General features: G+C 44.9%; 7 protein-coding genes. 1 reads left to right on the top strand and 6 read right to left on the bottom strand.

Annotation, left to right across the window (positions count from 1 at the left end):
* Positions 1-9: 9 nt before the first annotated feature.
* From K1X61_00250 to K1X61_00240, 3 genes are all read right to left on the bottom strand, one after another.
* Positions 10-2,859, bottom strand: a complete 2,850-nt coding sequence (locus K1X61_00250; GenBank protein MBX7107054.1) for a hypothetical protein — start codon at positions 2,857-2,859, stop codon at positions 10-12.
* A gap of 476 nt (positions 2,860-3,335) precedes the next feature.
* A complete protein-coding gene (locus K1X61_00245; protein ID MBX7107053.1) occupies positions 3,336-5,531 on the bottom strand; it encodes a sulfatase-like hydrolase/transferase in 2,196 nt (731 codons plus the stop codon).
* 184 nt (positions 5,532-5,715) lie between these two features.
* A complete protein-coding gene (locus K1X61_00240) occupies positions 5,716-7,689 on the bottom strand; it encodes a T9SS type A sorting domain-containing protein (protein ID MBX7107052.1) in 1,974 nt (657 codons plus the stop codon).
* Positions 7,690-8,240: 551 nt separating this feature from the next.
* Between K1X61_00240 and K1X61_00235 the strand changes: the two genes are divergently transcribed.
* Positions 8,241-10,253, top strand: coding sequence for a T9SS type A sorting domain-containing protein (locus K1X61_00235; protein MBX7107051.1), 2,013 nt, complete (start codon positions 8,241-8,243; stop codon positions 10,251-10,253).
* Positions 10,254-10,272: 19 nt separating this feature from the next.
* Here K1X61_00235 and K1X61_00230 read toward each other — a convergent pair whose 3' ends face one another.
* Genes K1X61_00230 through lpxA form a run of 3 tightly spaced genes read right to left on the bottom strand, consistent with a single transcriptional unit; the run spans position 10,273 to position 13,088 of the window.
* Positions 10,273-11,646 (bottom strand): hypothetical protein, encoded by a 1,374-nt coding sequence (locus tag K1X61_00230; GenBank protein ID MBX7107050.1) that lies wholly within the window; start codon positions 11,644-11,646, stop codon positions 10,273-10,275.
* A 40-nt stretch (positions 11,647-11,686) separates the two neighbouring features.
* The gene (locus K1X61_00225; protein MBX7107049.1) at positions 11,687-12,304 is read right to left on the bottom strand and encodes an ABC transporter ATP-binding protein; all 618 of its coding nucleotides are present in this window, start codon (positions 12,302-12,304) and stop codon (positions 11,687-11,689) included.
* The gene (gene lpxA / locus K1X61_00220) at positions 12,288-13,088 is read right to left on the bottom strand and encodes an acyl-ACP--UDP-N-acetylglucosamine O-acyltransferase (GenBank protein MBX7107048.1); all 801 of its coding nucleotides are present in this window, start codon (positions 13,086-13,088) and stop codon (positions 12,288-12,290) included. Before lpxA ends, K1X61_00225 begins: the two co-directional genes overlap by 17 nt.
* Positions 13,089-13,142 lie beyond the last annotated feature (54 nt).

The following is a 13,142-nucleotide window of genomic DNA, read 5'->3' as shown; positions in this document are numbered from 1 at the left end:
TGCAGCAGGTCAGTTACCTGTCTTAATAAAAGAGGATACCCTTGTTGCCTGATGGCTTTTCAGCAACAGCCTGTAACTTCCGGCGGGAAGCTCTGCTACTGGAACATGCATGATCTGATAGCCTTCGTCCAACATTAAATCATTTGAATAACACAAACGGCCCAGCATATCATAAATGAACAAAGTTCCATGTTCTTCAGCCAAAGTGTTGATGCTGAAGGAGAGTTGTTCCGTAACAGGATTCGGGAAAATGGTAAGTTCGGAAATTGCATTTTCACCGGCTTGATTTTTTTCTATTCCCGGCGACAGATCAAAAACAGAGCTGCTCTGATAAATGATCATCCTGTAACAACTGATGGAATCGAAAACGTTTTTTCCATGGGAAATCCTGATATAGTAGTAAGCAGCCGGGGCATTGTTAAAAACAATCGTGTCATTCAATGAAGGAGGATTCTGAGCACTCTGTAATAGTTGCTGCTGCGCGTTATATAGCTTAAGGTTGTAGGCAGCGGGCTTATCCTTCAGTATGATCATGAAATTGTTCAGCGAGGATTTAATCTTAATCTTAAACCAATCCTGGTCCATGCCATTCACAATACTTCCGTTGTATCCGTAATAAAAACTGTCAAGCGGTGCCCATCCAATCACTTGTTTGCCGGCAGACAATGAATTATTGGGTTCGTTATAATCGAAACATTCTGTGCCTGCATAGAATCTGTCCAGCATAGCTTCATCACTGCCGGATGTAGTGGTTTGGTAAACGTTGAGTGTTACCGGCATCCTGTTTTGATTGGTAACTCCGAGCACATAAACGAACCCGTCACCATCCGGCTCAATATCCTGCAAATGATCTTCTGACAGGCCGCCCCAATAACTGCCCCAAACCAGCTGTCCGTCATAATCCCATCTGGCAAAAAAGCCTTCCGTAGAGCCGTTAACCCTTTCTGTCATCCATGCTTTCGGTGTTGCAATGGAATCATCGCTTTGCGTTCCACCTGCAACAAAAATTGCATTCAGATTGCGGTCTACAGCCATTCCCCAGATGCGGTCATAACCGCCACCGCCATAGTAAGTGCCCCAGACAAGCTGACCCGTTGGGGTAAATCGCGCTACATAACCATCTTCCTGCCTAACTCCGTTAATGAAGCCGGGCGTCCAGTGTTCCTGGTGTGCCCCTGCGGTAGCAATACCGGTTTCGCTTTCTGTAAGACCGCCGATATAAATATTGCCTTGCAGGTCCGATTCCACACCTCTTCCGCGATCAGAATATTCGCCGCCATAGTATGTGCTCCATATCCTGAAGCCACTTGTATCGAACTGCGCAAGCAAAACATCTTCCTCGCCACCGCCATACACTGTCTGATGCACGCCGGGCGTTGTCATTCCGGATGGGCTGCCGGTGGTGCCTTCCAGCAACAGGTGATTAAATAAATCGAGGTTGATTGCATGAAATCGGTCAGAACCACTATTGCCGAAATAGGTAGTCCAGAGTTCCACGCCATCAGTTGTGAACTTTGAGATCAGGCAGTCACCGTCACCACCATACACAGTCTGAAATGCGCCCGGTGTGGAAATGTGGTTGATGCTTTCAGTATAACCGGTACAATAAATCGTTCCCTTGGAATCAATCCTGGCATTGCGGTAATGATCATCGCCGGCACCACCTTTATAGGTGCTCCATTGCAGTATTCCGTCTGGTGTAAATTTTACCAGAATGCATTCGCCGGATCCATATACAATCATCTGACCTGTTGTGGCAAGGCCATCACTGGCAGCTTTACCATAGAGAATAACATTATTATTTTTATCTGCCACAGCTCCATAACCCAGGTCTTTGTCAGCGCCACCAAAATAAGATGCCCAGTCAAGTTTACCGGTAGTCTTGAATTTAGCGACAAATAAGTCGGCAGGGCCACCGCCGTAGGTTGTCTGAAAAGCACCAGGTGAGGCGATATTGAGGGTGCTTACTGTATTGCCTGCTATGATCGGCTTTTTCTGCTTGTCAAGAGAAACTTTGGCCACATCTTCCACATTAGGTCCGCCATAATAAGTTGCCCACATCAGCGTGGGATCTATTACCAGTGTTTGCAATTTATCATAGCCGCCAATCCGGAAACTTGCGAGGTTATTGATTACCTGCCAGGACGATGGAATTTCGTGGTCCTCATTGCCCTGGAATGAAAATGGTTTGCCTTCTTCCACATAGCCGAGGGCTGTAATAAGTCTGATAGCACCATTTGCCTGGAGGTTTACGTATGGGTCGCCATGGTACTTCAGCTGAATCAATGAAGGATCAGCGCCGGGATGAACAATAAAATCATAATGTAATGAAGTGCCGGATTCCAGATCGGGTGCATTGAAGACCAGGTCAATGCCCGGGTAAATATTGCGATAGGTGACGGTATTAAATGCCGGTACTTTTTCAATCCTGTTGGTCTTAACAGGGCTGTAATAAAAATTGAAATAAGCGCCGGTCGGATTGGAAGCCTCGATAACCGGTTTCCTGTTGGCCTGATAAAGTTCGACATCAACGCGGGAAGATCCGGTAATAACCGTATTGAAATTATCAGGATCATTATCCCCGCTTTCAAAACCGGCTTCATCTATAGCACCTTTTTCGCGACTGATACTAAAGAGCTCATAGCTGAATCCATGCTGTGTGAGTTCGAGGTTGAAACAGCCGTTGTTATAAACGAATTTCACTTTATCATTCACTTTGCCCGAGAATGTTTTCACCTGCCCGTCGTTCCTGATAAATCCCTTTTCAAGAAGCGCGATGCCATGTGATTGCGGTGCCTGTTGTGCCCAAACATTTCCAAGGCACAAACAAAAAATTGCCGGTAGGATAAGTCTTTTCAAGGAAAATCAGTTTAAAGGTTATAACTAAAGGAGCCTGCGTTGCTGTAAGCTATCGAAAAAATGCAGGTTGCAAAGGTAAGGCTTTCTCTAAAATTAAGTGTTTAGCTGCTTGCCGGATTCATCCTGTGCTGCTATTCATAAGAATGCAGAATGGTATTGATATAATTGCATGTAGAATCATTGATTGATTTTCAATCAATGCATTCCGGTCGGCACAGAACAGGAGGCTGACCATTTTTTTGTTTGAATAGATTTTGAGAAAATGGGGTGATTGCAGTCAACTGGCATCTTGCTGTCGCGAAACCCTTGAAGTCGTGTAATGAAAGTCGTTTATGCAATCGGATCTTTCCGTGCAAAACATGCTGTAAATCTGACTGCTTGTACAATAAATGATGTTTGTATGCTGATCGCCAGCAAATTGCCCCGCATCAGATCAATGAGGTGCATGCAATACAATGCTTTTCAGTGCACAAGGACTATTGTCGTTGAAAGGCTGTTGAGTATACATTATCTCCCTGCTGTACAACGACATGGTAATTTCCGGAAGGAAGTTTGTCAACGGGCAAGGTGATGAACAATTCTGATTCAGGTTCGGAAAGTAGTTGTTCATCAACAGTTATCCCTAAAGTGTTTATTACCCGCAAAGTTACCGGAGCGGATTCGGAAGAAATAAAATGAATCATGATTTCACTATTGGCGGGATTGGGAAAGGTTGTGAGCAATGTAAGCGGTGTACCCTGAGTATGGGTAAGCCGCTGCGGGTTGGTAAGGCTGCAGATGTACAGCGAATCCCAGGTGAAGTCCTGGTAATAGTTGCGCCAAAAAGTTAATTTGTCGCGGTACTGCTGCAATACAGATGCATAAGCCGGTGTATTAACCAGGTTTGTTGTTTCCAGCGGATCACCATTGAGATCATACAGTTCTTCGGTTATCTGAGAGCAATTGTACTTAACATACTTAAAGTCGAGCGACCTTACTGCCCTGATATCGGGCACGCAATCCTTATTGAAAAACTCGTAAAGCATTTCCTTACGTTGCACGGTATTGTTCATCATCTTCAGCAGTGAAACACCCTGCATACCAAACGTGTCAGTGATACCTGCAAAATCCAGTATGGTAGGTGCGATGTCAATATTCATCGCGAGATTATCATTTATTTCCGTGCCGGCTGAAATCAGTCCGGGATAACGCATGAATATGGGAATTTTAATGGATTCTTCATACGACAATTGTTTTTCAAACAGCTGGTGTTCGCCGATCATGTATCCGTTGTCACTCATAAAAATAATCAGCGTGCTGTCCATAAGGCCTTCATTGGCCAGTTCCTGGAAAATATTTCCCAGCCGTACTTCCACACCGTAGAGCAGTTCAAAATAACCTTCATAATAATCAGCCAACCCTGCGGCATTGGAAGCATTATGGCAATTGTAAAGAAAGGCAGGATAGTTTTGCGTGTATTTGGCCGGGCTGAGCGGTACAGGCATTGTTTCATTATTAAAAATACCATCGTCTTGCGGGCGCGGAACCTGCGGTGTATGCGGAGCGGCAAAAGCCAGCCACAGGTAAAATGGTTTATCGGCAGGTACTTTCTTAAGGAAACCAATCGCACTGTCTGCGACCACATCAGTGGCATGGCCGGGTATCGTAACAGTAGTGCCATTGAGATTATACTTTGTATCGGTATAATCATTGCCATGCATTTCCATCCAGTAGTCGTAGCCCGGCTGCGGATGCTTGGATACATGGTATTTTCCGATAAGTCCTGTGTAGTATCCGTTATCATGCAAAATCTGCGGAAGGGTTATCTGTGTAATCGTATCCGAATTAGCCTGTGTCGGGTTATCTGTTACACCGTGCAGGTGAGGGTACAGTCCGCTGGTTATGGATGCACGGCTTGGTGCACATTGTGACTGCGCCGGAAAACTCAATGAGAAGCTCACCCCTTCATTGGCAATTTTCGACATCGAAGTATCATGAAACCATGTTGGTGCTCCGGTAACAGCATAAGAGTCGAAGCGCGCATCATCTATGATTACGAGCAACACATTTTTCCTGGATGGAACTGACAATGACTGGGTGGTGAAATCGACGATAGCCGAATAATCCGAAGGCTTTGATCCGCACTTGGCGCGCACCCGCACCTGGTAATCTGTTGCCGGTAAGAGCCCGGTGAGTTGATAGGTGACAGATGAAATACCGGGCAGTGTGATCCAGGCTGATGTACCCGTTTTGCGGTAACGCAGTGTGAAATTAGTGGCTCCGCAAAGCGCACTCCAGCTGACAGTAGCAGTGGCGCTGGTGATACCTGATACTGCGAGGTTGGTTGGCGTGCTGCAGGCTGTTGTAACAGCTGAAACGACAGGAGAGAAAGCGCCTTCCTCATTAGATGCGCATACTGCTACAACCTTAATATCATAAGCAGTGCTGGCTGCAAGGCCGGTTATGGTATAAGCCGTTACGTTACCAATGGCATTCAATGGTATCCAGTTACCGGCAGCGATTGGCTTATATTGCAGATGATAGGCAACGGCACCGTTTACTTTTTTCCATTTTACGGAAAGCTGACAGCTGGCAACATCAGTTGTTTTAAATCCATTAGGCGCCGGAAGGGTACAGCTGGCAAAACTTTGATAAGAGCAGAAAAGAATGATTAAGGGTAAAATGTACTTCATGCGTGAAGGTTGGTTCTATGATGTATGATGTTTAATGCTGGTTTTATCGTAATGTCCGTATCAATTTCAGCTGCCGGAAACAGCAACTCCTTGTCACTCAGTAAACAAACACTATGCATACGGATTACGCCAAATAAGCCGGCTTAAAAATACCGGTTTCAGCAGAGATGCCCTTTAATCTGTTTTAATTTTGTTTGATCACTTTTTGCAGCATCTGCTTTTTACCGTTGTTGATGTACAACAAATACAATCCGGCTGGTTCTTTACTTAGATCAACATGCATGTAATTCATGCCGCGGACAATACCTGTTTGTTCATCCATCACTTTATTTCCGTAACAACTGAAAATCTGTATCGTCCCATGCTCATCAGCATCAGCAATGAATTTGACAGTGAAGTCGTCGGCAAACGGATTGGGAGACACAGACAATACATTTTCATCTGCCGGAAAATCATCAGACTGAATAATGGCTTTCAGCGGCCCGGGGCAATCATACTGTTTGCCCGCATCCAGGTTTATTAGTTTAGCTAAAAATGCATCTGATTCCCCGTTGTAATTATTGATCAGCTGCTGAAAGTTGTTACCGATCACGGTATTGAAGTCTGTACTTGTGGTCGCGACGCTGAAATATAATTCATTATTTGGACCGAGTGCAATTACAGGATGATAGCTGGCGCCAGTCTTCTGTCCTTCTTCTGCCGATCCGCCAAAAAATGTGGAAAACATCAGCTTCTGCTGAGCGGTTACCGGATCATTAAGCACTGCTATATATGCATCATAGAAATTTGTGCTGTTGGTGCCGTTGAGCGATGTCTGAATTGGGTATTTGGATGGGAACTGATCGCCGGGTGTTTTTGTCAGCCCAGATATTATGACATATTGTTTTTGTTGCTTTCTGAAAACAACCAGGCCATTCACCGTTTCATCACGGTTGCCGCCAAAGTAGGTGCAAGACATCAAGCTTCCGCTATTACTAATTTTAAAGATGGAAGCATCGCTGCCATCATTCTGTTGTCCGGGAATACCAAAGTTTTTATCATATGCTTTTTCAGTTACCGGCAGATCGCTACTTTGTCCCCACAATGTTATCAATGCATTTCCATCGGCGTCAATCGCCATCTGCCTGCCATGGTCGTACTTCGATCCTCCGAGGTAGGTGCCCCATTTCTGTTTAAAGATGCCATCATTATCATCATCATCCCACTGGCATAAAAACGCATCAGTGCCGGTGTTATAGGTTTGATCGAAACCGGTGCCGGATGCTATATCGGAAGGACTATCCGTAGTCCCGCTGATGAAGACATCAGCCGGAGCGGTTCCATTGTCGTAAACGATAATATCATGGCATCGGTCATTGCCAGGGCCTCCGATGTAAGAGAAAAACTCCAATGAACTTAACAAGCTGTCAAACACTGCGAAAAAAGCATCGCCGCTTTCATCGAGTGTTGTATCACCCGCATGCTGTGCCAGCGTATCAAGATGAATGCTTTTGGTGGTGCCCGTCACAAATACCGTGTGCCTATTGACAGCGATACCCAGGATATTGTCAGGGGCCAGTTTACTCCCGCTTGCTGTCTTTCCGCCGAAATAGGTCCAGCGCAAGAGAGATGCGGATGTGCCATTATCAATAAATTTAGCAATAAATGCATCGTCTTTGTCTGCAGCTTCCGGCTGAAAAACCGGTGCTATGCTTCCATCACAGGCCACTGCCGTTACAGGATCTACCACGAACCCTTTTTTACCGGCTACATAAAAAACAGGTATTCCATTTTCTTTATCCAGTGCTATACATTGAATGAAATCTCCAATGTAAACCGACCAGATAAGATCGCCACAACGGTTATATTTCGCCACATAGCCGTCGCCGCCTCCGAGGTCCATAATTTCTCCGTCACAAATGGAGACATCAATTTTAGGAGGGGCCTTGCTTTGACTCACCAGGTAAATATTTTCAGGTTTATTTTCGTCCACAATCAACTGATCAACCAGGTCATCCAGTTCATACATGTAATCCGGGTAGTTGACGTTATCGTTGAAATAGGTACCCCAGTCAACTGCATTATAGGTCTGAGATTTCACCGGCTGACTGAATACCAGCAGCCATAATCCTATAGCAGTCAGTGTGTATATGCTCTTATTGAATAGTCTGACTAACATGATTAAATATTTCAAATTATTGTGATAATGGTTCCAAAAATAAGTAAAAGGGGAGTGATATCTGCCGTATGAAGACATTGCCTCATGTGACGATGCACCATGCTGCTTTCAAATTGCCTGCTGATCAGTTATCTGTTTTCCGCTCCGGCACTGTCTGAAGCAATTGAAATTTGAGGATATAAAGAAAAATGACACTTCCTTTTTTGTGGAGCCACAAGGTAACAGACATTTTTCCCGGCACCTGCAAAATGATTTGCCAGATACTCCAAAGGTGCTTTCTGTGGATAGATACTTTTCAATTAACAGGAGATTATAATATAAAGTACCGGTTGCCGCCATGATAAATTACGCGGACTTACAACGAGTGTTTATATTTGCCCTCTTTATTTTTTGATGCTTAGAGCGCGTGAAGAGATTCAATTGTGCAGGCTAAATTCCGGCTTCGTCCTTTCGAGGAATAAATTCAGGGAAGAATGACGGATAGCAGCGGCAAAGATGGATTCCATTGCTTCAGCAAGAGTTTGAGATTCGTACTATAAATTTTGATCATTATGATTTGCAGAAAGACATTTTATACGGTTATGCGGTATTTCATCATCACTGTATTTGCAGGTTTATTTTTCCTGCCGGCAGCAAAGGCGCAAATTTATTATCCGGGATGGGGAACCTACATTGACCTGGGCAGCACCACGCATAAAAATGAATATATCGAACAGATTGCCGTTGACAAATCTGTATATCCGGAAGTAATTTATGTGGTAGGCCGTACCGCTTCCGTAACAGACAGTGTGATGATGTGTGACACGATGATGAAATCGGGCGATGATGATGTTTTCCTGCTGAAGCTGAACCATTGCGGTGACATTATGTGGAAGCGGATTTTCGCTACGCGCTTTTTTTCCAATGGGCTCCCTGTACAGGGGAAAGAACGTGCTTTTACACTGGCGCTGGATAATTACAACGGTCACAGTTATATTTTCATAGGAGGAGAAATACGCAATACGGATGCATCGGCAAAAGCAACTGTTGGTTGTGTGACGGAGGAGGGATGCTCCGCACCTGTTTATCAATCGCCGAAAGGAGATAATTACGATGGCTTTATAGCCAAATATGATACTGCAGGCAACTTACTGAGATGGATTAAACTGGGAGGTAATAAATTCAACCAGGGTGCGCCGGATAATATCCTGGCTATTGCAATTGATCCTTATACCAGTGAACTTTTTGTTACGGGAAGAGCCAAGAGTAACAATATGGGAACCAATGCCCTATCCAAATACGACAGTACATTTAACTCTACCGGCAGCACGGGAGATTGTTTTATCGCCAAGTTTGACAACTGCCTTTCCAGCCTTGAATTCTTCAGTTACTATGGCGGATTCCAGGATGACAGGGGACATGATATTGTGCTGGATACCAGCCAGGGAAGATGTATTCCAATTATTTCAGGAACCACGGAAAGTTTCGATATCCAGATCAATCCTCCCAACTTGCCGCTTGATTATAATGGCAATGCCATGCACTGTTCAGGCTCCGGCGTCTGCATAGATGCTTTCCTGATGCGATGGGACAGTGTGCTGAAGAAGGGACCCGACTGGTTCTTATATTTTGGCGGAAACAATACCGACCGCGGCAGAAGGCTGGCATTGGATCACCTGGGTAACATTTACTGGACAGGCTGGACACAGAGTTCCAATATGTACAAGACCGGTAATGCATATGATAAAACTTACGGCGGCGGCGGTGACAATGACGCATTTGTTGCCAAAGTCACATTGGACGGCGACATTCCATGGTGCACCTTTTATGGCGGAAACTCAATTGATGTATCCAATGCCATCATCTGGTACAAAGATCCGGTGACTGCAAAAAGTTATGCGATTATCACCGGCCTGACCACCAGCACCAACCTCGGCTGCACTTCCTGTGCACAGCAACCCTTTCTCACAGATCTGAACGGGCCCGGGAATGATGGCCCAAACATGGATGCATTCATTGCAAAACTGTCTGATCTGCCGGTTGGCCAGAAACAGAAACTCGACTTCTTCACCTTATATGGAGGAACAAGGATGGAAGATTTTGACAATACAGAGAGCCACGGGCCTTATCTTGATTTCGGTCACAATGATCAGTTCTATATTTCTGTGGCTACAAAAAGCCCTGACATCGGTTTAGTAACCAAACTCACGAATGTAATAGGCGCTTACCAGTCGGCGGATAAAACGACGACAGACGGATTTGTGGGACTGATAGGCCTCTCCAATATTCTGAACTGCATGCCCCTGAAAGAACAGGTAAACGATATCCCTTCCAACAGCGAAATCAGCGTGTATCCTCAACCGTTTACGGACCAGGTTACGCTTTCCGTACAGGCTGAAGTTGATGGAGAGGCTCGCCTGCAATTGGTAGACAGCTATGGTAAGGTGTTGGACATGGGCAGCCAACAACTGCAGCAAGGCATTAACAATATACAACTCGACTTACGGACCTTACCTGCGGGTTTATACATCGCGAAAATCAATTTCAATAACAGGCAGTTTGTTTCTAAATTACTGAAACAATAAAAGCAACGAGCTGTTTTAGTTATTGACTGCTGCGTTTCATCAGCTGCTTTATCTTTTTACCGTCTATAACGATGATACATCCGGCCAGCAGAAATAATGTGCCGGGCATTTTATAACGTACTAATGCTCCGATATTGGGAACAATACTGCCTGTAAAGATAAATACCGACCATGCGAAAAAAAGGCAGAACAGGAAAAGGGACATTGGCCGCCTGTCTGTTTGTTGAAAGGCAAAAAATAATGCAGTTACCAGCATTACGATTACCACGATATTATCGATTGCCGGAAAAATTTGCAGTGCGGATGACATACCTGTGAGCGAAGGAAGGAAGAAGCAATTGTATAACGCAACAGGAACCTGGCAGAGCAAACCGGTTATTCCGGGCTTCATTGGCGGCAGGATAATATTTGTTCTTCCTCCCGGGTTTTGAAAAAACTCCTGCTGCTTGGCAGCCATTTGCAGGGATAAGTTCACGCTTTCATGCAATGAGCCGAGTTGAAAAAGCAAGAAATAAAACAGTGTATAAATCAATAAATATTTCAGCAACATATAGCGTGGCGCATATTGCACTAAGATGAATGTGCAGCATCCGGGAAGCAGGAGCAATAGCAGGTAATTCCTCACGACGGCTAAGATCCATAACCCGAAGGCCAGCATGCAGAAAGCTGAAGTCAATTGCATCAACCGGCTCATCCGCTGTTCACTGCTTACTTCACTGATTTTTACTTCACTATTTTTTGATGCATCGCCATTCACGGTTGTAAAAGAGATCAGGCGAATCAGTTTATAGCCATAATATAAAATGACACCAATGGCAGCAATTGATATACCGTCTTTATGCATGCCCGAACTCCAGAAGACAACAGAAGGGAACAGGAACAACAGTATTAATACCATATTCTTTTTAGCCGGCTGAAAAACCATAATAAACCTGAACAGGTACAATTGACCGATGAGCGTTAAGAAGTTATAGATTGCCACATTGCCGTAGTAATGACAATATGTGAAAAGATTCATCAGGGCATGAAGCCGTACCATGAAGTAAGAACTCATGCCGGTATAATAACTCATGCGATAAGCATACACCGCTATATCACTGTCGGGTGGTCTGTGCGTGATGCCGAATACGAGGTGCAGAAATTTTAACGGGTGGTCACGCAGCGCAGAAGTGACGATGAGACTATCATAATAATATGCAAAAGTGTCTCCGCCATCATACATGCGGTGGTGAATGTAACCATAGATAATGCCTGCTGTCACCTTAATCAGCAGGATGCCTCCCAACTGTGTTGATGTTATTCCGGTGTTGCGGAATAGCGGAAGCCGGAATATCAATACCGTACCCAGTGCCCAATAAAACAGGGCAGCGAGCATTTCACCGGTGGTCAGCATGAGGTGGTTTGAGTAAAGCAAAATAGTCAGTAAAAGCCAACTATTTAAATTGGGTTACCGCTATCTTTTCCGTGCAGAACAAATATTCATGTGCTACGTTGGAACATACGATAATAAGCCGGTCGCCCCGGAATTTTTTGATAAGTTGCTGATACCATTCGATGCCGTTGTCATCCAGGTTATTGGTTGGTTCGTCCAGCAATATCAGCGGCACATCAGCCAGCACTGCCAGTGCAACCTTAAGGCGTTGTTTCATGCCTGATGAAAAATTACGGATCTGTTTGGAAGGGTCAGGAAACAATGAGGTGGCTGCTATTGCCTCGTCAATGTTCATCCTGTTGCAGAAGGGTTTGAAATGTCGTTGAAACGTAAACAGTTCCTGCATGGTGAATTCTTCCACCAGTTCAAGGTAAGGCGCTGCAATACTGAGGTGCCTGAAGATGTCATCGGGAGCAACCATCGACCCATTGATTTCATAGATTATTGTACCTGTTGACGGACTTAGCATGCCGGCAATAATCTGCATCAGTGTTGATTTACCGCTGCCGTTAGGCCCGAGAATGGCATAGGCAGTACCAGATTGAAAGGTGAGGTTGATATTTTTTAATATCCACTCATAATTGAAACGCTTACCTCCCTTGCTAATCGTGATTTTCATCGCGACCGTTCGTATAGCCTTTCATGATGCCGCGTTCGGAGTTGCGGATGAATCCGAGGATGATATCTTTTTCGGGGGAGGTGCCAAACTCTTCTTCCACCAGGCTGAGTGCTTTGGTGATGTTATGGTTTTTCACGAAAATAATGCGATAGATATCTTCAATCCTGTTAATGGTAGCTTCATTATATCCTCGCCTGCGCAGGCCGATTGAATTGATACCTACATAAGAAAGAGGTTCCTTGGCCGCCTTAACGAAAGGAGGGACATCCTTTCTCACGAGTGATCCGCCGGATACAAATGCATGCTGGCCGATTTTTACAAACTGATGTACTGCAGATACACCGCCTAATACCGCGTAATCTTCTATGATGATGTGGCCGGCCAGTGCTGCATTGTTTGCAATAACGCAATTATTGCCGATCTCACAGTCATGTGCTACATGGGCATAAGCCATCAACAGGCAGTTGCTGCCGACAATAGTCTTATTGTTTGCAGTGGTGCCTTTGTTTACGGTTACGCATTCGCGGATGATCGTATTATTGCCGATGATGGCCAGCGTTTTTTCTCCGAGATATTTGAGGTCTTGTGGCTCACCGGATATAACAGCCCCGGGAAATATTTTACAATTGTTACCGATACGTGCGCCATTCATAATCGTGACATTCGGGCCAATCCAACAGCCATCACCGATTTCGACATCCTCAAATACGGTTACGAAAGGGCTTATTTCCACATTCTTGCCAATCCTGGCCTTTGGGTGAATGCTGGTGAGATTCAGTGACATGGTGCCTTTTATAATAGTGTCGTGTTAAGAAAAGTTATCGATCGCCGTAAGACT

The sequence above is a fragment of the Chitinophagales bacterium genome (genome assembly GCA_019694975.1).
Taxonomy (GTDB): Bacteria; Bacteroidota; Bacteroidia; order Chitinophagales; family UBA10324; genus JACCZZ01.
Note: the sequence above shows the minus strand (reverse complement) of the source record. Positions and strands in the feature narration are given on the sequence as shown.

Excerpts from the sequence above, each read along its gene's own strand:
- K1X61_00240 (MBX7107052.1), bottom strand. The coding sequence starts at position 7,689 with ATGTTAGTCAGACTATTCAATAAGAGCATATACACACTGACTGCTATA.
- lpxA (MBX7107048.1), bottom strand. The coding sequence starts at position 13,088 with ATGTCACTGAATCTCACCAGCATTCACCCAAAGGCCAGGATTGGCAAG.
- K1X61_00245 (MBX7107053.1), bottom strand. The coding sequence starts at position 5,531 with ATGAAGTACATTTTACCCTTAATCATTCTTTTCTGCTCTTATCAAAGT.
- K1X61_00235 (MBX7107051.1), top strand. The coding sequence starts at position 8,241 with ATGATTTGCAGAAAGACATTTTATACGGTTATGCGGTATTTCATCATC.
- K1X61_00225 (MBX7107049.1), bottom strand. The coding sequence starts at position 12,304 with ATGAAAATCACGATTAGCAAGGGAGGTAAGCGTTTCAATTATGAGTGG.
- K1X61_00230 (MBX7107050.1), bottom strand. The coding sequence starts at position 11,646 with ATGCTGACCACCGGTGAAATGCTCGCTGCCCTGTTTTATTGGGCACTG.